The 20,334-nt window shown below is 74.2% G+C and carries 11 protein-coding genes; 10 read left to right on the forward strand and 1 reads right to left on the reverse strand.

The window, feature by feature from the left end; genetic code table 11:
- Window positions 1–219 precede the first annotated feature (219 nt).
- The 9 genes from AB0E85_RS12950 (at window position 220) to AB0E85_RS12990 (ending at window position 19,112) form a co-directional block, all read left to right on the forward strand.
- Window positions 220–4,827, forward strand: a complete 4,608-nt coding sequence (locus AB0E85_RS12950) for an FHA domain-containing protein (RefSeq protein ID WP_361925530.1) — start codon at window positions 220–222, stop codon at window positions 4,825–4,827.
- Between the two features lie 174 nt (window positions 4,828–5,001).
- On the forward strand, window positions 5,002–6,414 hold the full coding sequence (locus tag AB0E85_RS12955; protein WP_361925532.1) for an ABC transporter substrate-binding protein: 1,413 nt from the start codon (window positions 5,002–5,004) through the stop codon (window positions 6,412–6,414).
- 4 nt (window positions 6,415–6,418) lie between these two features.
- A complete protein-coding gene (locus tag AB0E85_RS12960) occupies window positions 6,419–7,765 on the forward strand; it encodes a sugar ABC transporter permease (RefSeq protein WP_361925534.1) in 1,347 nt (448 codons plus the stop codon).
- Window positions 7,762–8,622 (forward strand): carbohydrate ABC transporter permease, encoded by an 861-nt coding sequence (locus tag AB0E85_RS12965; protein ID WP_361925536.1) that lies wholly within the window; start codon window positions 7,762–7,764, stop codon window positions 8,620–8,622. The genes AB0E85_RS12960 and AB0E85_RS12965 overlap by 4 nt, the downstream gene beginning before the upstream one ends.
- 142 nt (window positions 8,623–8,764) lie before the next feature.
- Window positions 8,765–11,026: a bifunctional glycosyltransferase family 2 protein/CDP-glycerol:glycerophosphate glycerophosphotransferase gene (locus AB0E85_RS12970; protein ID WP_361925538.1), complete on the forward strand. Its 2,262-nt coding sequence runs from the start codon at window positions 8,765–8,767 to the stop codon at window positions 11,024–11,026.
- Window positions 11,027–11,201: 175 nt separating this feature from the next.
- Window positions 11,202–13,400 (forward strand): CDP-glycerol glycerophosphotransferase family protein, encoded by a 2,199-nt coding sequence (locus AB0E85_RS12975; protein WP_361925540.1) that lies wholly within the window; start codon window positions 11,202–11,204, stop codon window positions 13,398–13,400.
- Between the two features lie 8 nt (window positions 13,401–13,408).
- On the forward strand, window positions 13,409–15,649 hold the full coding sequence (locus AB0E85_RS12980; protein WP_361925542.1) for a CDP-glycerol glycerophosphotransferase family protein: 2,241 nt from the start codon (window positions 13,409–13,411) through the stop codon (window positions 15,647–15,649).
- On the forward strand, window positions 15,646–17,484 hold the full coding sequence (locus AB0E85_RS12985) for a hypothetical protein (RefSeq protein WP_361925544.1): 1,839 nt from the start codon (window positions 15,646–15,648) through the stop codon (window positions 17,482–17,484). The genes AB0E85_RS12980 and AB0E85_RS12985 overlap by 4 nt, the downstream gene beginning before the upstream one ends.
- Window positions 17,485–17,555: 71 nt before the next feature.
- Window positions 17,556–19,112, forward strand: a complete 1,557-nt coding sequence (locus tag AB0E85_RS12990) for a hypothetical protein (RefSeq protein ID WP_361925546.1) — start codon at window positions 17,556–17,558, stop codon at window positions 19,110–19,112.
- A 9-nt stretch (window positions 19,113–19,121) separates the two neighbouring features.
- Here AB0E85_RS12990 and AB0E85_RS12995 read toward each other — a convergent pair whose 3' ends face one another.
- Complete coding sequence (locus tag AB0E85_RS12995) at window positions 19,122–19,535, reverse strand: organic hydroperoxide resistance protein (RefSeq protein WP_184846979.1); 414 nt, start codon at window positions 19,533–19,535, stop codon at window positions 19,122–19,124.
- Window positions 19,536–19,657: 122 nt separating this feature from the next.
- Between AB0E85_RS12995 and AB0E85_RS13000 the strand changes: the two genes are divergently transcribed.
- Entirely contained in the window at window positions 19,658–20,146 is a 489-nt protein-coding gene (locus AB0E85_RS13000) for a MarR family transcriptional regulator (RefSeq protein ID WP_361925548.1), read from the forward strand.
- Window positions 20,147–20,334: the final 188 nt, after the last annotated feature.

Genomic DNA, 20,334 nt, shown 5'->3' on the forward strand with positions numbered 1-20,334 from the left:
GTCTTGTGGTTGCCGGGAACGAACGTGACTGATCTCAAGAGGTCGCCTGTGGGTCATCTCTCAGGCACTTTTGCGGGCAGAGCCGACCAATCAAGATCACCTTTTCCGGAGCGAGGGGCGCGTTGTCAGTGGCAGGTGCGAGGATGCTGGCAGTACTGGCCGACGTGCTGGGGCGGGGTGGGGGACTCCGCGCCCGGGCAGAAGGGACCGCTGACGGCGATGCAGATCCGGCTGACCGTCGTAGATCCGCTGGGCCCGTCGGCGCCGGCGCTGGGCCGCGCCCCGCGCAGCGACGTACTGGTCACGGCCCCCGCCGGTACGGCACTCGCCGCGGTCGCGTCGGCGCTCGTCCAGGTGGTCTCCGGCGGTGACGGCTCGGGCACGCCCGTGCTGTACGCCGGGGAGCAGCGGCTGGACGCGCAGCGCTGCACGCTGGGCGAGCCCCCGCTGACCGACGGTGCCGTACTGTCCGTGGGCACGCCGGGCGAGCCGGAGCCGCACCCCGAGCTGGAGGATGCCCCGGCCCAGCTCCAGGTCGTGGCCGGCCCCGACGCGGGCGGCGTCCACCTGCTGCACGGCGGCGAGATCCGCATCGGCCGCTCCGCCGACGCCGACGTGCCCCTGGACGACCCGGACGTCTCCCGGCTGCACTGCGCGGTGACGGTGAGCGCGGACGGCCGCGTGGCGGTCGCCGACCTGGACTCCACGAACGGCACGACGGTGAACGGCGCGCGGGTCGGTGCCCGGGTGGTCCCGTTCGCGCCGGGTGCGCTGCTGCGGATCGGCGAGTCGGCCCTGCGGCTCGCCCCGGCCGGGGGGCCGGGGGGCCGGGTGGAGACGACTCCGGACGGTGAGGGGCACGTGCGCGTGGCCGGCCCCGCCGGGGACGACGGGGCCGTGTCCCCCTCCCTCTCCCTCTCGTCCGTGGCGGATCCGGGACCGGCCGGACCCACGGGTCCCACGCATCACGCCCACGGCTCGGCGGCCTGGGGCACGCCGGGCGCCACGAGGCCCGGCTCCGCTGATCCGGCCGTGGTGCCGGGGCAGGGCGGGGCGCCGCGGATCGAGAGCGGCGGTACGGGGGCGGCGTCGGACGCGCCGCGGCAGTGGGAGCAGGGCAGCGGTGCCCGGCCTGCCGGCCTCGGGGGCGAAGCCCTGTCGGGTGACCGCCGGAGCGAGGTGCCGTCCCAGGGCAGCCGGGCCGAGGCGCCCTCCGACGGCCGCCGGAGTGACGTGCCCCGACCGGGCGCGGGCGGCGCTGTCCACCCGGGTGACCGCCGGAGCGAGGTGCCGTCCCCGGGCAGCCAGAGCGAGGCCCTCTCCGGCAGCCGCCGGGATGACGTGCCCGCCCCCGGCAGCCGAGGCGAAGCGCCCTCCGGGAGCTACCGGAACGACAGGCCCACCGCGGACGGCAGGGGCGAAGCCCTGTCGGGAGACCGCTGGAGCGAGGTGCCGTCCCCGGGCAGCCGGGGCGCTGCGCCCTCCGACGGCCGCCGGAATGACCTGCCCCCGCCGGGCGCGGGCGGCACTGCCCGCGCGGGGGGCCGCCGGAGCGACCTGCCCACCGCTCACAGCCAGGGCGAAGCCCCCGCCGACAGCCGATGGAACGACGCGCCCACCGCAGGCAACCAGGGCGGAGCCCTCTCCGCTGACCGCCGGGACGAGGTGCCGCCCCCGGGCAGCCGGAGCGAAACACCCTCCGCGAACCGCCGACACGACGTACCCACCCGGGGCAACCCAGGCGAAGCCCCCACCGCTGACCGCCGGGACGAGGTGTCGTCCCCGGGCAGCCGGAGCGAAACACCCTCCGGCAGCCGATGGAACGACGTGCCCCCCCGGGGCAACCCAGGCGAAGCCCCCTCCGGCAGCCCTCGAAACGACCCGCCCACCGCGGGCAACCAGGGCGAAGCCCCCTCCAGTGCCCGCAGGAGCGAGGTGCCGCCCCCGGGCAGCCGGAGCGAAACACCCTCCGCGAACCGCCGACACGACGTACCCACCCGGGGCAACCCAGGCCGAGCCCCCACCGCTGACCGCCGGAGCGAGGTGCCGTATCCGGGTCCGGGGGGCGCGGCCCATGCGGGGGACGGCTGGAGTGAGGTGCCGCCCGGAGGCACCGGCGGCGAGGCCCGTCGGCAGGCGGCCGGCGGAGGGTCGCGGCCCGGGCCCGCCGGGGCCGCGCAGTCCTCCTCCGGGACACCCGCAACGCCTGCCCGGGAGCATGACGCCGCTGACGGTTCGACGCCGCCGGCCGCTTCGGGAGCCCCGGCCGGCGCCGTACGGCAGCGCGGCGGCACCGGAGACACGCACGCGGGCCGTTCCGGGCTCGCGGCGTACGACACCGGTCACCCGGGCGGAGCCGGTCCGCACCCCTGGGACCAGGACGGACCGGCCGCTCCCACGGGTACCGACGACCCGGCCCTCGCGGACCAGCGTGCCGGGCGCGGCCGCAAAGGCACTCCCCTGCGCGGCACCGACGTGCCCGCGGGAGGCCGCAGGCGTGGCGGGATCGGGGCATGGGCCCGGCGGCTGGCCGGAGGCCGCGGCGAGCAGGCGGCGGAGCCGCGCGAGGCGGACGCGTATGAGGACGCCCCGGCCGCGGTGGTGGCGGAGCAGCACCCGGTCGTCGTGCCGGCCGCGCCGGAGACCTGGCCGGACCCGGCCACGCTGCTGCTCACGGCCCTGGGGCCCGGGCCGCGGCTGTGGGAGCGCGGCCCGGGCCACCCGGAGGCGCTCGCCGTGCGCCTCGGTACGGCCGACCGGGCGGCGCCGGACGGCTCGGGCCTGCTGCCCGCCGTCCCCGTGACCGCCGGGCTGCGCGAGGTCGGCGCACTGGGCCTGGCCGGACCGCGGGCGCGGCTGGCCGGGCTGGCGCGGGCCGTGCTGGCCCAGCTCACCACGCTGCACTCCCCGGACACGCTGGAGATCGTCCTGATCGCCGCGGACCGCTCCCGCCCGCTTGAGGAGCGCACCGCCGAGTGGTCCTGGCTGGGCTGGCTGCCGCACGTGCGCCCGGGGCACGGGCAGGACTGCCGGTTGCTGCTGGCCCTCGACCGCGAGCAGGCCGCGGCCCGCACCGACGAACTCACCCGCCGCCTGGAGGACCAGCTGGCGGACGCGGCTGCGGGGAGGGGCGCACAGCCCACCGCCGCCGCCTCGCCCCCCGCCGGGACCGTCCCGGCCCCCCGCCGCCCCTCCTGGGCCCGGGACGACGACACCGGGGCGGCCGGTTTCCCCGGCCCCTACACGGTCGTGGTCGTCGACGGCGACCCGGGCGGCGCCGACCTGCGCGAAGCGGTCGCGCGGCTGGCTCTGGAAGGCCCCCGGGCCGGCATCCACGTCGTCTGCCTGGCCGAGACGGCCGCCGCCTCCCCGGCCTCGCCGGTGACGGAGACGTACGAGGCGGCCTGTTCGGTGGCGCCGACGTTCCGGCAGTGCGGCGCGGTCGCGCTGCTCAGCGGGGACGTGGCGACGGCCCTGCGGCTGATGCGGGTGGCCCGGGCCGGCGGTGACGGCACACCGGCCGGGCCGGTCGGTCACGGCACCATCGCCACCGTCGACGCCGTCTCACCGGCCTGGGCCGAGCGGTTCGCGCGGGCGCTGGCGCCCCTGCGGACGGACGGCCCGGCGAACGAGCGCCAGCCCCGCGTCTCCGCACCGCTGCCGCAGGCGGCCCGCCTGCTGGACGAGCTGGGACTGGCCCGGGCCACCCCGGCGTCGCTGATGGCGCGCTGGGCGGACGCGGCCGACGACGCCGACGCGCTGGGCGGACGCGTGCGCGCGGTGCTGGGTGCCGGTCCGCGGGGGCCGGTCTGCGCGGACCTGGCGGTCCAGGGGCCGCATCTGCTGATCGAGGGCCCGCCGGGCAGCGGCCGCACGGAGCTGCTGCGGGCGGTCGTCGCGTCGCTGGCCGCCGCCGAGCGGCCGGACCGGCTCGGCATCGTGCTGGTCGACGGCCGGGGCGGCCCGGGCGCGGGCGGCGGGCACGGCGAGGGACTGCGGTTGTGTACGGACGTACCGCACGTCACCACGCTGCTCATGGCCCACGACCCGGTCCGGATGCGGGAGTTCGCGCAGTCCCTGAGCGCCGAGCTGAAGCGGCGTGCCGAGCTGCTCGGGCGGTCCGACTTCGCCGAGTGGCACACCGGGCGCGAGCTGTCGGGCCGCATGGTCGCCCAGCGCACGGCGACGGGCCGGGGCGGCGCCCGGACCGAGGCGGCCGCGGCGGGAGGATCCGGCGACCTCGACTCCCCGGCCAGTTCCACCATTCGGCTGCGGCCCGGAGCGGCCCGGCGGCAGACGGAGGCGGCCGCGCCCCCGCTCCCCCGGCTCGTCGTGGTCGTCGACGACCTCGACGCGCTGGTCTCCCCGGCGCTCGGCTCCACCGGCCGGCCCGCGGCCGGGTCGGTGATGCGCGCGCTGGAGGCCGTGGCCAAGGAGGGCGAGCGGCTCGGCGTCCACCTGGTGGCGGCCACCGGCCCGTGCCCCCGTACGGCGGAGACGGAACCGGCGCGCCGGGCCACCCTGCGCGTCACGCTCGACGCCCCGGCCTCCGGCCCCGAGGAACCGGCGCCCGGGCGGGGCCGGCTGACCGGTGCGGACGGGCGGGTCACCCCGTTCCAGGGCGGTCGGGTCACCGGCCGGATCCCCCGGACGGCGACGCTGCGCCCCACGGTCGTACCGCTGGAATGGCACCGCATGGGTGACCCTCCGGCCCGGCGTCCGGTGCGGGAACTCGGAAACGGCCCGACCGACCTGGCACTGTTGGCCAGCGCGCTGGAAAGGGCGGCGCGGGAGGTCGCGGCGGCGAAGGTGCCGTCGCTCCTGTAGCCGGAGACGGCCGCCGGGCCTGCCGGCGTCCGGGGCCGCGGCCCTGGTCACGAGGGAGTCACGATCCCCCGCTTGACAGCCGACGCCATCTTGCCGCCCCCGCACACCCGGGCGTAGACCAGATCGCACGGGAGCGCGCTCGACGTTCGACGAGGAACGAAGAACGGGGCAGTCATGCGCATGACGAGCAGCACCATCCGGACACGCTGGTCGCCCAAGCGGGACACGGCGACCCCCCAGCACCGCAGAGCCGCCAGGACGGCGGCCGCCGTCGCCGCGGGAGCCCTCGCGCTCTCGCTGTCCGCCTGCGGAAGCAGCGACGAAGGCAGCGGTGGAAGCACGGGCGACACCGACCAAACCACCAACGACGTCACCCTTCCGAAGCTGGACGGGACGAGCCTGGAGGTCGCCGCCGTGTGGAGCGGCACCGAACAGGCCAACTTCAAGAAGGTCCTCCAGGAGTTCGAGAAGCGCACGGGCGCCAAGGTCACCTTCGTGCCCGCGCAGGACCCGATCATCAACTTCATCGGTTCCAAGGTGGCCGGCGGGCAGCCGCCGGACATCGCGATGCTGCCGCAGCCCGGCGCCATCAAGCAGGCCGTCGACAAGGGCTGGGCCAAGCCGCTGGGCTCCGAGGCCGCCAAGGAGCTCGGCGAGAACTACTCGCAGGGCTGGCAGGACATCGGCAAGGTGGGCGGCAAGCAGTACGGCGTCTACTACAAGGCCGCCAACAAGTCCCTGATCTGGTACAACAACCAGGTCTTCGAGAACGCCGGGGCGAGTGAGCCCGAGACCTGGCCGGACCTGCTCAGCACCGCGCAGACGGTCTTCGACTCCGGCGTCACCCCGTTCTCCGTCGGCGGCGCCGAGGGCTGGACGCTGACCGACTGGTTCGAGAACGTGTACCTCTCGCAGGCCGGCCCGGAGAAGTACGACCAGCTGGCCAAGCACGAGATCAAGTGGACGGACCCGTCCGTGAAGGACGCGCTGACCACGCTCGCGCAGGTCTGGGGCAAGGCGGACTGGATCGCGGGCGGGGCGAACGGGGCGTTGCAGACCGACTTCCCGGCGTCCGTCACCCAGGTGTTCACCGGCGGGGACCAGCCCAAGGCCGCCATGGTGGCCGCGGGTGACTTCGCGCAGGTCAACATCCCCTCCAGTATGAAGATCGGCACGGACGCGAAGGTGTTCCCGTTCCCGGCGGTCGGTGACAACGGACCGGTGGTCTCGGGCGGCGACGCGGCCGTGATCCTGGAGGACTCGAAGGGGTCGCAGGCCCTGGCCACCTGGCTCGCCTCCCCGGACGCGGCGTCGATCCAGGCCAAGCTGGGCGGCTACCTCTCGCCGAACAAGAACGTGCCGAACTCCGACTATCCGAACGCGGTGCAGCAGAAGATCGCCAAGGCGCTCATCGACGCCGGTGACGACTTCCGCTTCGACATGTCCGACCAGGCCCCGCAGGCCTTCGGCGGTACGCCCGGCAAGGGCGAGTGGAAGATCCTCCAGGACTTCCTGAAGAACCCGAAGGACGTCGCGGGGACGCAGGCGAAGCTGGAGGCCGAAGCGGCAGCGGCCTACGGGAACTGACCTCATGACGTCGGTTCCGGCGGCAGGGGGCGCCAAGCCCCCTGCCGCTCCCAAGTCGCGCAAGAGTGTGACCGGCACCCGCAGGACCGTCGCGGCGCTGTTCCTGTTGCCCGCGCTCGTCCTGCTCGGCGCGCTCGTGGTGTACCCGATCGGGTACTCGGTCGTGCGCAGTTTCTACGACCAGTCCGGTGACGGCTTCGCCGGAATAGACAACTACAAGGCCCTCTTCACCGACGAGGGCATCCGCACCGCGCTGAAGAACAACATCATCTGGGTGGTGTTCGCGCCGACGGTCGCGACGGCGCTCGGCCTGATCTTCGCGGTGCTGACCGAACGGGTGCGCTGGGGTACCGCGTTCAAGCTGGTCGTCTTCATGCCGATGGCGATCTCGATGCTGGCGGCGGGCATCATCTTCCGCCTGGTGTACGACCAGGACCCGGACAAGGGCGTCGCGAACGCGGTGTGGGTGGGCGTGCACGACACGTTCTCCCAGGCGTCGGCGTTCCCGAAGGCCCACCCGGGCCGGGAATCGCCGCTGAAGCCGGCCGGCGGCGGCGCGTTCATCACCACGTCGCCCGTCCGCACGGGCGAGGCGGTCTCGCTCCCCCTGGTGGGTGTGGCGCCGGACCTGATGCCGGACGACGCCAAGACGGCCGTGGCGCCGAAGCCCGAGCCGGGCAAGGTCACGGGCACGACCTGGCAGGACTTCACGCGCGGCAAGGGCGTCGGCACGCTCAACAGCGTCGACTCCTCCGAACTGGGTTATGCCGGCATGAAGATCGAGGCCGTGAAGGACGGCAGGGTGGTGGCGTCGGCGACGGCCGCCGGCGACGGCACCTTCACGCTGCCCGCCTCGGCCGACGGGGCCCAACTCCGGCTCCCGGCGAGCAACTTCAAGGAGCCCTACAACGGCCTGGACTGGCTCGGCCCGTCCCTGGTCACCCCGGCCATCATCGGCTCGTACATCTGGATGTGGGCGGGTTTCGCGATGGTGCTGATCGCGGCCGGGCTCGCGAGCGTGCCCCGTGAGCTGCTGGAGGCGGCCCGGGTGGACGGCGCGAGCGAGTGGCAGGTGTTCAGACGCGTCACGGTGCCGCTGCTGGCACCGGTCCTCGCGGTCGTCGCCGTCACCCTGATGATCAACGTGCTGAAGATCTTCGACCTGGTCTTCATCATCGCCCCCGGCTCCTCCCAGGACGACGCGAACGTCCTGGCGCTGGAGCTGTACCGCAAGGGCTTCTCCGAGGACCAGCCGGGCATCGCCAGCGCCATCTCGGTGTTCCTGCTGCTGCTCGTGATCCCGGTGATGTGGTTCAACGTACGCAGGCTGCGGCGGGAGGTGCGGCGATGAAGGCCAAGCAGTCGCTGGGATCGCGGCTCGCCGAGGCGGTCGGCGGCGGGGTACTGCGGGTGTTCCTCGTCGTCGTCGGACTGTTCTGGCTGGTGCCGACGATCGGTCTGCTGCTGTCCAGCCTCCGTGCGCCGGAGGACATCGCGGCCAGCGGCTGGTGGAAGGTGTTCACCGAGCCCTCGCAGATCACGTTCGACAGCTACCGGAAGCTGCTGGAGAACGACGACATCACCGGCTCCCTGCTGAACACGGTCTGGATCACCGTGCCGGCGACCCTGCTGGTCGTGATCATCGGCTCGCTGGCCGGCTACGCCTTCGCCTGGATGGAGTTCCCGGGCCGGGACTGGTGGTTCCTGGGCGTGGTCGGTCTGCTGGTCGTGCCGGTGCAGGTGGCGCTGATCCCGATCGCCGAACTCTTCGGCAGCATCGGCATCTTCGGCTCGGTGCTCGGCGTGGTGCTCTTCCACGTCGGTTTCGGTCTGCCGTTCGCGGTGTTCCTGCTGCGGAACTTCTTCGCGGAGATCCCGAGAGAGCTGCTGGAGGCGGCGCGTCTGGACGGGGCGGGCGAACTGCGCCTGTTCTTCCGTGTCGTCATGCCTCTCGGCGGTCCGGCGATCGCCGCGCTCGGCATCTTCCAGTTCCTGTGGGTGTGGAACGACATGCTGGTCGCGCTGATCTTCTCGGACTCCGGGAGCCAGCCGATCACGGTCGCGCTCCAGACGCAGGTACGGCAGTTCGGCAACAACATCGACGTGCTGGCACCCGGCGCGTTCATCTCGATGGTGGTCCCGCTGGCCGTCTTCTTCGCGTTCCAGCGGCAGTTCGTGTCCGGCGTCATGGCGGGCGCGGTCAAGTAGCCCTCAGAACAGCGCAGTTGAAGGGGCGGGCCGGGGGCGGTCCGCCCCTTCCGCGTTCCCCCGGATGCCGTAGCCACCGTAACCAAGTCGGCCCATCGGCCGTTCCCGGGCCGAACGCCCGCGCCGACCGATGGATGGCCTCTTGCCCAGGTTCAGTGTCATTGTCCCCGCGTACCAGGTTCAGGCGTACCTGCACGAGTGCCTCGAATCGGTGCTCTCCCAGTCCTGTCCCGATCTGGAACTGATCGTCGTCGACGACTGCTCGCCGGACGCGTGCGGCGCGATCATCGACGAGTTCGCCGCCCGCGACACGCGCGTGCGCCCCGTCCACCTCCCGGAGAACGTGGGCCTGGGCCGCGCGAGAAACGCCGGGGTGGCGCACGCGAGCGGTGACTACCTGCTGTTCCTCGACAGCGACGACACCCTCACGCCCGACGCGCTGCGGTCGATCGCCGACCGGCTGAAGGAGACCGGCGAGCCGGACGTGCTGGTCTTCGACTACGCGCGCACCTACTGGACGGGGGAGGCGATCCGCAACCAGGCGGCCCTTCAGCTCACCGAGCAGGGCCCGGCGCCGTTCCGGCTGGAGGACCGGCCGGGGTTGCTGCGGCTGCTGATGGTCGCCTGGAACAAGGCCTACCGGCGGGAGTTCGTCGAGCGCGAGGGCTTCGTCTTCCCGCCCGGCGTCTACGAGGACACGCCGTGGACGTACCCCGTACTGATGACCGCCGAGTCGATCGCGACCGTCGACCGCGTCTGCGTGCACTACCGGCAGCGGCGCCAGGGCAGCATCCTGCGCACCACCAGCGAGCGGCACTTCGACGTCTTCGAGCAGTACGACCGGGTCTTCGCGTTCCTCGACGAGCGCCCCGGGCTCGCCCGGTGGCGGCCGGTGCTGTTCCGCCGCATGGTGCACCACCTGGCGATCGTGTACTCCCGGCGGGACCGGCTGCCCCGGGGCTCGCGCGCCGACTTCCTGCGCCGGGCCCGCGCCCACTACCGCCGCTACCGCACCCCCGGCGTGCCCGTCCCCCTGCGGTGCCGCATCCACCACGTCCTGATCCGCTTCGGCCTGCACCGCACCTACCGCACCCTCCAGCTGGCCTCCGCCCTGCACCGCGCCGCCGCCAGGACCACCGGAACGCTGCTGCGGGGCCTGCGGTCGGCGGCCCTGCACACCCACTACCGCGTGCAGCGCTGTCTGCCGCTGCGCACCGACCGCGCCGCCTTCGCCGCCTACGACGGCCGCGGCCACGGCTGCAACCCGGGTGCGCTGGAGGCCGCGTTCCGCGAACACGCGCCGCACATCCGCACGGCGTGGATCGCCCGCCGCGAGCACCACCACACCATCCCGCCCGGCCCGCGCCGCCTCGTCCCCGGGACGGCCGCTTACTGGACGGCCCTCGCCCGCTCCCGCTACCTGGTCAGCAACACCGGCTTCGACGACCGGCTGGCCAAGCGCCGGGGCCAGGTCCTGATCCAGACCGGGCACGGCACCCCGCTCGGCCACCTCGGCCTCGACCTCCAGGAGCGCCCCGCGGCGGCCCGCGGCCGGGACTTCACGCGGTTGCTGAAGGACGTCGACCGCTGGGACTACGTGCTGTCCGCCAACCGCCACACCACGCTGACGAACGAGCGGGTCCACCCCGGCCGCTACACCACGCTGGAGTACGGCTACCCCCGCAACGACGTGTTCCGGACGGCGACACCGGCGGACGTGGCACGGCTGCGCACCTCGCTGGGCATCCCCCGGGGCTCGGTGGCGATCCTGTACGCGCCGACCCACCGCGACTACCGCCGCTCCCAGCGCCACACCCTCGACCTCCAGCGGATCGTGCGCCGCCTGGGCCCGCGCTTCATCGTCCTGGCCCGCGCCCACCACGCCTACGACGCCCCGCTGATCAGCACCTGCGGCCGGGTCGTCGACGTCTCCGGCCACCCGAGCGTCGAGTCGCTCTGCCTCGCGTCGGACGCCCTGGTCACGGACTACTCGTCGCTGATGTTCGACTACGCCAACCTCGACCGGCCGATCGTGGTCCACGCCGACGACTGGGAGGCGTACGACGCGGCCCGCGGCACCTACTTCGACCTGCGCGACTTTCCGCCGGGCGCGGTCGCTCGCGGGGAGGACGAGCTGATCGACATCTTCGCCACCGGCCACTGGCGCGGCTCCCGCTCGGCCCAGCTGCGGGCGGCGTTCCGCGAGCGGTTCTGCACCTACGACGACGGCCGGGCCGCCGAGCGGGTGGTGCGCCGGGTCGTCCTCGGGGAGTCGGAGCTGCCGCCGGTGGTGCCGCTCGGCGAGCGCCGCCCGGTGCCGTCCGCGGCGGCGTCCCTGACCCGTGAACCGCTCACCACCGTGCCGCTGCCGACCGGTCCCCACGCCGTCAGCGACAGCCTCTGACCACGGTTCTCATCCGGGAGTCCGCATGCCCTCCAGCCCGTCCCGGCCGACACCCAGCCGGCCGTCCTCCTGGCGCCCGTCCGGGCGGCCGGGACGCCCGCGCACCGGGTGAGACGGCCCGCCACCACCTTGTGAAGACCGCCCCGGGCAGAACGCCCCCGACAGAAAGAGCAGAATGCCCCGCTTCAGCATCGTCGTCCCGTCCCATGGGGTCGCGGGCCGGCTGTCCCAGGCGCTGGACTCCGTCCTCGCCCAGTCGTTCGGCGACTTCGAGCTGATCCCGGTGTGCGACGCACCCGACGCGCCGGCGACGGACGTCGTCACCGGGTACGCCGAGCGGGACTCCCGGGTGACGCCGGTGCACTCACCGCCGTCGGACGGACTGGCCGGGGCGCGCAACACCGGGCTGCGGGCGGCCGTCGGCGGCCATGTGCTGTTCCTCGACGGCGACGACGTCCTGGCCTCGGGGGCGCTGGCGGCCCTGGACGCGCGGCTGGGCGAGACCGGCGACGTGGACGTCCTGTACTTCGAGCACGAGCGCACCCCCTGGTGGGAGGGCGAGCCGACCAACCCCGCCGCCCCCCTGCTGGCCAGGACTCCGGACGGGGTCTTCACCCCCGACCGCGCCCCCCGGCTCACGGGCGTGACGCTCCCGGCGTGGAGCGCGGTCTACCGCCGGGCCTTCCTCACCGAGCAGGGCCTCGCCTTCCCCGGGGACCACTTCACCGACGTCGGCTTCGGCGGTCTTGTCGCCCTGCGGGCGGAGCGGGTGGCGGCCCTGCGCACGGTCGTCGTACGGCATCGGCTGCGCCGGCAGGGCAACCGGCTGGGCCTGCCCGGCGAGCACCACGCCGAACTGCTGGACCAGACCGAGCTGGTGCTGACGCGGGCCGCGGAACTGGACCTGCCGGCGGACCGGCTGAAGCCACTGTTCGAGCAGCTCTTCGCCGCCGTACTGAAGACGGCCGCCCACCCCCGCCGGCTGACGTCCGGGCGACGGGTCTTCTTCCGGCGGGCGAGCGCGCTCTACCGGCGGCACCGCCCCGACGGCTACCGGGCTCCCGGCGGCAGCCTCGGCGTCCAGCACCGGCTGCTGGCCTCGGGGTCGTACGCGGCGTTCCGCTCCCTGCGCGCCGCCAACCGGACGGCAGCGCGGGCCGCCGCGCTGCTCCCCCGCCCGCGCGGACTGCGCACCCGGCTGCGCTATGCGGCGGCCCTGCGCCTGCCGCTCGACCGGAACCTCGTCGTGTACTGCGCGTACTGGGGCCGCGGCTACGCCTGCAACCCGGCAGCGATCCACGCCAAGGCCCGCGAACTGGCACCGCACCTGCGCGCGGTGTTCCTGGTGGAACCGGACGCGGTGGGCAGCGTGCCGCCGGACGTGGAGTACGCGGTGATCGGCAGCCGGGCCTACTGGCAGGTGCTGGCCCGCGCGAAGTATCTGGTCAACAACGCCAACTTCGCGGACGCCGTGGTCAAGCGGCCCGGCAGCGTCCACCTCCAGACCCAGCACGGCACCCCGCTGAAGACGATGGGCGCCGACCAGGCGACGTACCCCGTGGTGGCCGCGGCGACCGGCAGCTTCGCCAGGCTGCTGGCCCGGGTGGACCGCTGGGACTACAACCTCACCTCCAACCGGCACTCCACCGAGATGTGGGAACGGGCGTTCCCGAGCACGCACGAGACGCTTGAGTACGGCTATCCGCGCAACGACGTCTACTGCACGGCGTCCGCCGAGGACGTCGCCCGCGTCCGCAAGGAACTGGGCGTCCCCGACGGCAAGAAGGCCCTGCTGTACGCGCCGACGCACCGCGACTACGCCACCGGCTTCGAGACGGGTCTTGACCTGGCGGAGTTCTGCGAGGCGATCGGCGACGACTACGTGGTGCTGCTGCGCGCCCACTACTTCTACGACCGGGGGGCCGGCAGGGGCGGCGGGCGGATCATCGACGTCACCGGGCACCGCTCGTCGGAGGACGTGTGCCTGGCCGCGGACGGGCTGATCACGGACTACTCGTCGATCATGTTCGACTACGCCAACCTGGACCGGCCGATCGTGGTGTACGCCGACGACTGGGACGTCTACCGGGAGACGCGGGGCGTCTACTTCGACCTGATGGAGCTCCCGCCGGGCCGGGTCGCCAGGACTCCCGGGGAGCTGGCGGCCGTCTTCCGCGACGGCTCCTGGGCGGACGAGACCGCCACGTCCCTGCGGGCCGTCTTCCGGGAGCGCTTCTGCCAGTTCGACGACGGGCGGGCCGCCGAGCGCGTGGTGCGCCGGGTGCTGCTGGGGGAGCCGCCCGAGTCGATCCCGCCCGTGGTCCCGCTCGCGGAGCGCGTCCCGGCCCCCGCCGCCACCCTCGTGAGGAGCTGACCGAAGAAGTGCCCCGCTTCAGCATCATCGTCCCCGTCTACAAGGTGCAGGGCTTCCTGCGCGAGTGTCTCGACTCGGTGCTCGGCCAGTCCCACGGCGACTTCGAGGTGATCGCCGTGGACGACCGCTCGCCCGACGGCAGCGGCGCCATCCTCGACGAGTACGCCGCCCGCGACGCCCGGGTGCGGGTGCTGCACCTGCCCGAGAACGTGGGCCTGGGCCGGGCCCGCAACGCCGGTCTCGCGCAGGCGGCCGGCGACTACGTCCTGTTCCTGGACAGCGACGACCGCTACACACCGGGCCTGCTGGCCGCCGTGGCCGCGCGCCTGGCCGCGACCGGCGACCCGGACATCCTGGTCTTCGACCATGTGCGCACCCACTGGTGGGGCCGCGGCGGACGCAGCGAGGCGGCGGACCTGCTGGCCGCCGCGGGCCTGGAGACGTTCGGCATCCGGGAGAGCCCGCAGTACCTGAACCTGTTCCTGGTCGCCTGGAACAAGGCCTACCGCCGCTCCTTCCTCCAGGAGCACGGGCTCCAGTACGCGCCGGGGCTGTACGAGGACGCGCCGGTCACCTACCGGTCGATGGTGCTGGCCGGGCGCATCGCCTGCCTGGACCGGATCGGCGTGGAGTACCGGCAGCGCCGGCAGGGCGCGATCACCAAGACGCCCGGGCGCCGGCACTTCGAGATCTTCCCGCAGTACGAGGGCCTGTTCGCGTTCCTGGAGCAGCGCCCCGACCTGGACTGGGCGCGGCCGCTGCTGCTGGAGCGGGCGCTGGACCACATGCTGTTCGTGCTGGCCCGCGAGGACCGGGTCCGGCCGGCCGACCGGGGCGACTTCTACCGCGAGATCCGCTCCTTCCACCGCCGTCACCTCCCCGAGGGCGGCTTCCCGCGGCCGGACGGCTGGCGTGGCGCCGAGATGCGGCTGCTCGCCTCGGCGCCCTACGCGACGTACGCGACCGCCCGTGGGCTGCGGGACCTGCGCGCCACAGCGCTGGGCGGGCAGCGGCGGGTGGCGAGGAAGGCCTCGGCGAGCGCCCTGCGCGGCTGGTACGCGGCCCAGTCGAAACGCCCGCTGGACCCGCATCTCGCCGTCTACTCGGCGAGCCACCACCGGGGCGTGACCGGTGACCCGGCCGCGATCCACGACAAAGCCCGCGAGATCGCCCCGCACATCCGGGGCGTGTGGGTGGTCCGGGAGGACGCGGTGGACGCGCTGCCGCCCGGCATCGACCATGTGACACCGGGCTCGCGGCGCTACCACGAGGTCATGGCGCGGGCCACGTACTGGGTGAACAACGTCAACTGGCCCGGCACCCTGGCCAAGCGGCCCGGCAGCGTGCACCTCCACACCCACCAGGGCACCCCGCTCAAGTACATGGGCGCCGACCTGCTGACCAAGCCGGGTGCCCGGCACGGTTTCGACGTGCCGCAGATGCTGCGCCGCGCCGACCGCTGGGACTACAGCCTGGTCGCGGGGCGGCACGCGGAGCGGGCGTGGGAGCGGGCGTACCCGTGCCACTTCACCTCGCTGCGGACCGGCAGCCCGCGCAACGACGTGCTGGTCGGGGCGGGGCCCGAGCGGGGCCGTGCGGTGCGCGAGCGGCTCGGCGTCCCGGCCGGTGACACGGTCGTCCTGTACGCGCCGACCCGCCGTGACTACCGGCGGGGTGGCCATGTCGACCGGTTCGACCTGGCCCGGTTCGCCGCGGACCTGGGCCCCGGGCACACCCTGCTCGTCCGGTTGCACCCGTCGCTCGCGGCAGGTGTGGCGCGGGGTCTCGGCCTGGCCGATCTGCACCGGCGGGGCGTGCTGGTGGACGTCACCGACGAGCCGCACGTCGAGGACGTGATGCTCGCCTCCGACGCGCTGGTCACCGACTACTCGGCCCTGATGTTCGACTACGCCCTGCTGGACCGGCCGGTCGTCGTCCACGCCGACGACTGGGGGGCGTTCGCGGCGAGCCGGGGCGCCTACTTCGACATCACGGCCGACGCGCCGGGCCATGTCTCGCGCTCGTACCGGGAGCTGACCTGGCTCTTCGCGTCCGGCACCTGGCAGGACGCGGAGGCGGCGCGACTGCGCACCGGTTTCCGGGAGAGGTACTGCGAGTTCGAGGACGGGCGGGCCGCCGAGCGGGTCGTCCGGCTGCTGATGCTGGGCGAGCGGGGCGGGGCGTCGCTGCCCGCGGCGCGCCGGACCGAGGGGGCCCGCACCCGACCCGAGGCGCTGATCGAGGGATGAGAACCCCCGCGACCCCCGAGGCCGTCCCCTCCCTGCCCGGCCAGCGGGCCGCCTCGGCCCGGCCGCCGGCCGCCGTCGAGGGGCTGCGGCCGGTGCACGCATGGCGGGCCGCCCTGGTCGCCGCGCCCACCGCGGCCCTGTTCGTGCTGGGCTACCGGCGCCGCTGGATCTGCGACGACGGGCTCATCTACCTGCGCCCGGTCCGGCAGATCCTGGCGGGCAACGGGCCCGTGTTCAACGTCGGGGAGCGGGCGGAGAGTTCGACCGGCACCCTGTGGCAGTGGCTGCTCGCCCTCGCCACCTGGGTCACCGGCGAGGACCCGGCGTTCCTCGCGGTCGGTCTCGGCCTGGTCCTGAGCACCGCGGGATTCGCGTTCGCGCTGCTCGCCACGTGCCGGCTGCACTGGAGCGCGGGGCTGCTGCTCCCGGCCGGTGTGTTCGTGCTGCTGGCCGTGCCGCCGTTCTGGTCGTACATGACATCGGGTCTGGAGAGCGGTCTGGGCACGTTCTGGACCGGCCTGTCGTGGTGGCTGCTGACGCGGACCCGGCGCGGGCAGGAGGCCCGGCTGACGTACACGGCCGCCTTCGTGTTCGGACTGGGGGCGCTGGTCCGGCCCGACCTCGCGGTCGTCACGGCCTGCTTCCTGGCCGCGCAGTGGTGGGTGCTGCGTCCCTCCCGCCGTGGCACGGCGGCGATGCTGGCCGCGGCGGGAGCGGTGCCGCTGGCGTACGAGGTGTTCCGGGCGGGCTATTACGGGGTCCTGGTGCCGCTGCCGGCCATCGCCAAGGAGGCGAGCGCCAGCGACTGGAGCCGGGGCGCCGGGTACGTGCAGGAGACGCTCGGACCGTACTGGCTGTGGCCGGTCGTCCCGGTGCTGGGGGCGCTGGCCGTCCTGCTGGTACGGCGCACCCGCCGGGAGCAGCGGGACCGCGCCCCGGGGCGGGCGCCACTCGCGGTGCTGCTGGCGCCGCTCGCGGCGGGTGCGCTGCTCGCCGGATACGTCGTCCGCGTCGGCGGTGACTACATGCACGCCCGCATGATCCTGCCCGCCCTTCTGCTGCTGATCCTGCCGGTGCTGGTCGTGCCCGCGACCAGGGTGACCGGCGTGGCGGGCGTGCTGCTGGTGGTGTGGCTGTGCGCGGCGGTCAGTCCGCTGCGGGCGCCGTTCGACGTGCGCAGCACGCCCGGGTCGTTCAACGTGCGCAGCTCCGACGTGGAGAGCCTCGGCGACCACAACCCGGTGCGCACCGCCACCTGGGTGGACAACTGGCCCGCCCTGCCGGAGGGGCGCGCCATGCTGGCCCGGGCCGAGCGGGCGCCCGTGCCGACGCTGCTCTACTTCGACGCCCGGCGGCGGCTGCACGCGACGCCGATGCGCGCGGACTCGCCGTACCAGGTGGTGATCGTGGGCCGCCATCTCGGCGTGACGGGGGCGGCGGCGCCGCTGGACGCCTACGTCAACGACGCCTGGGGGCTGGCCAGTCCGATCGGCGCGCACCTGGCGCTGGAGCGGTGGAGCTGGCCCGGGCACGAGAAGTTCCTGCGCAACCACTGGGTCTTCGCCGAGTGGGCGGCGAAGCGTCCGCCGCAGCGCGACCTGCTGCGGGCCGGGGCCTCGCGGGAGGCGGTCGAGGCGGCCCGGGCCGCGCTGGGCTGCGGCGATCTCGCCGAGCTGCGGGAGTCGGTGCGCGCACCGCTCACCGCCGAGCGGTTCTGGCGCAACCTCACCGGAGCGGTCGAGCGGACGCAGTTCCGCTTCGCGCGCTGGCCGGCGGCGGCGCAGCAGGCGCTGTGCGACCGACCGGCAGGTGGGCGCGGCGGCCTCACCCGATGAAGTGATCCGGGGTCAGGGCAGGCGTGGGGCGGGAACATTCGGCGCATGCCCCAGACCCCTTCCACCCTCCTGTGAGCGCCCCGGTCCTGGTCCGGCGGGCGGTGCGCGGTGCGACGGCGCTGCGCGGCGGCCGTGCCGGGAGGCTCACCCCGTACCAGTTCTACGGCGCCCTGTTCTGGCTGGTGATGACGCTGGCGTACTGGCGGGTCCCGCTGTGCTGTGACGCCGGACAGCACGCGGCGGTGGTCGAGCGCCTCAAGGCGGACCTGCTCCATCCGGCCCACACCATGGCGGACCTGCCGGGCGGGGGCAGCCCGTACTACGGGCCGTACGCCGTCGCCCAGGGCTATGTGGCGCGGCTGACCGGGTTGTCGGGCTGGGAGGTCGTGAAGCTCGCCGGGCCGGTGCATCTGCTGGTGCTGCTGACGGGGCTGGGCCGTTTCGTCAGGACGATCACCTCCCGCGCGTGGGCGCCGGTGTGGGCCCTGCTGTTCATGACGCTGCTGTGGGGGACCGCGCGGATCCTGTGGAGCGGCTACCTCGGGCTGATGTCGATGACGACGAACCTGGGCTATCCGTCCGCGCTCGCCATCGGGCTGACGTTCTGGGCGTGGGCCTGGACGGGAACCCGCGCGCGGGACGACGCCCCCGCCGTGCGGTTCGTCGGCCCGAGCGGGCTCGGCGGCCGGTGGGGGTATGCCGGGATCGGCGCCCTGTACGCGCTGATCCTGCTCACCCATCCCGTCACGGCGGCCTCGGCGCTGACCGGGGCGGTGGCGGTCGTGGTGTCCCGGCAGCGCGGCTGGCGCCGGCCGGTCGCGGCACGCTGGGCGCTGTGCGGGGCGGTCTGCGCGGCGGTCGCCCTGACCTGGCCGTACTACGACGTTCTGACGCTGGTGGGCGACACCGGCATGGACGCGATGCACCGGCAGCTGTACGAGAAGATGCTCGCCAACTCCTGGCTGGCGCTGCTGGGGCTGCCCGTGCTGTGGGTGCGGGCCCGCAGGTCGGCGCGTGATCCGCTGGTGTGGATGTTCCTGCTGGAGTGCCTGATGGTGGCGTACGGCTGGGTGAGCGGGCACTACACGTACGCCCGGGCCCTGTGGGCCGTGCTGGTGCCGCTCCAGTTCGCCCTGGCGGTGGAGCTGGCGGCGCCCCGGCCCTGGCGCCGGGCCCGGCGGGTGCTGGGCGGGGCGGCGGTGGCCGGGGTGTGCGCCGGGTTCGTCACCGTGCACGCCGGGGCGGTCGTGCCGCGCTCGGTCGACCCGGTGGGGTTCGCGCAGCCGACGCGCTGGCCGTCCTACGACTGGGCCGCGCGGCACATCGGGCCCGGCGAGGTGGTGATCACCGACGGGTACTTCGCCAGTCACGCCATCGCCGGGTACGGACCGAACCTCGCGGCGCCCATCTGGCCCGACCCCGCCCTGGACGAGCGGGAGCGGAAGCGCCGGGCGGCCGATGTCCGCGCCTATCTCGCCCCCGGTTCGACCCGCGCCGAGCGGTCCGCCGTCGTCCGCCGCTACCACGTGCGCTGGCTGCTGCTGACGCGCTGGCACCCGGTGCCCGAGGAGGCCGTGGTGGTGGCGTGGAGCAGACGGACGGGGGAGGTGCTGGCGCGGGTCGGGTGACGTGCGGGGTTACTCGATGACGAGGTCGACCTCGATGTTGCCGCGGGTGGCGTTGGAGTACGGGCAGACCTGGTGGGCCTGCTCGACCAGCTTGCGGCCGGTCGCCTCGTCCACGCTGTCGGGCAACTCCACGCGGAGGGTGACGGCGAGGCCGAAGCCCTCGCCCTGCTTGCCTATGGAGACCTCGGCGGTCACGGCGGCGTCGCTGACGTCGACCTTGGCCGCGCGGCCGACGAGGCCGAGGGCGCTGCCGAAGCAGGCGGCGTAACCGGCGGCGAAGAGCTGCTCGGGGTTGGTGCCCTGGCCGTTGCCGCCCAGTGCCTGGGGCATGCCCAGGGCGAGGTCCAGCACGCCGTCGGAGCTGACGGTCCGGCCCTCGCGGCCGTGGGTGGCGGTGGCGACAGCGGTGTAGAGCGCGTCCATGGAAAACCTTCCCTCTCACGTCATCGTTCGGCGGCCCGCTTCCGGACCGCCCGACACCCAGAATTAGAGCACACAATTAAGTTGTGTGCAATTGAATGGTGGGCGCAGGCTACCCTGGAGGCATGAACACGCCCGACGACGACTGGCTCCGCCTGGACCAGCAGATCTGTTTCTCCCTGCACGCGGCCTCCCGCGCCTTCAACGGGGTCTACCGCGGGATCCTCAAGGACCTCGGGCTCACCTACCCGCAGTACCTGGTGATGCTGGTGCTCTGGGAGCACGACGAGCTGCCCGTCAAGAAGCTCGGCGAGCACCTGCGGCTCGACTCCGGCACACTCTCGCCGCTGCTCAAGCGCCTTGAGGCGGCCGGGCTGGTGCGCCGGGAACGCAGTGCCCGCGACGAGCGGTCGGTGGAGGTGCGGCTGACCGAGGAGGGCGTCGCGCTGCGCGGGCGGGCGCTTCAGGTGCCGCGCCGGATCGCGTCCTCGACCGGTTTCGGCCCCGAGGAGATCCGCACCCTGCGCGCCCGCCTCGACGACCTCACCACCGCACTGGACGCGGCCGCCCTGGCGGAGCCGCGGAGCGGCTCGTCCACCGACGAGCGGCCGTAACGGCACGGCACACCGCGCGGCCGTCACGGCACCGCACGCCGCGCCGCGCCGCGGGCCGGGACGCGCCGAAGAACCCGGGGTGCGCCGAGAGCAGGGGCGGGCCGAAGAACCCCGGGGCGCCCAGCGCAGGCCGCGAGGAGCCGCACTGGGCCGCACTGGGCCGCGCTGGGCCGCGCCCCGAGACCTGG

This window comes from Streptomyces sp. NPDC029044, assembly GCF_040637495.1.
Classification (GTDB): Bacteria; Actinomycetota; Actinomycetes; order Streptomycetales; family Streptomycetaceae; genus Streptomyces.

Coding starts and splice junctions, on each gene's coding strand:
- AB0E85_RS12950 (WP_361925530.1), top strand. CDS start 220: ATGCAGATCCGGCTGACCGTCGTAGATCCGCTGGGCCCGTCGGCGCCG.
- AB0E85_RS12955 (WP_361925532.1), top strand. CDS start 5,002: ATGCGCATGACGAGCAGCACCATCCGGACACGCTGGTCGCCCAAGCGG.
- AB0E85_RS12960 (WP_361925534.1), top strand. CDS start 6,419: ATGACGTCGGTTCCGGCGGCAGGGGGCGCCAAGCCCCCTGCCGCTCCC.
- AB0E85_RS12965 (WP_361925536.1), top strand. CDS start 7,762: ATGAAGGCCAAGCAGTCGCTGGGATCGCGGCTCGCCGAGGCGGTCGGC.
- AB0E85_RS12975 (WP_361925540.1), top strand. CDS start 11,202: ATGCCCCGCTTCAGCATCGTCGTCCCGTCCCATGGGGTCGCGGGCCGG.
- AB0E85_RS12985 (WP_361925544.1), top strand. CDS start 15,646: ATGAGAACCCCCGCGACCCCCGAGGCCGTCCCCTCCCTGCCCGGCCAG.
- AB0E85_RS12995 (WP_184846979.1), bottom strand. CDS start 19,535: ATGGACGCGCTCTACACCGCTGTCGCCACCGCCACCCACGGCCGCGAG.
- AB0E85_RS13000 (WP_361925548.1), top strand. CDS start 19,658: ATGAACACGCCCGACGACGACTGGCTCCGCCTGGACCAGCAGATCTGT.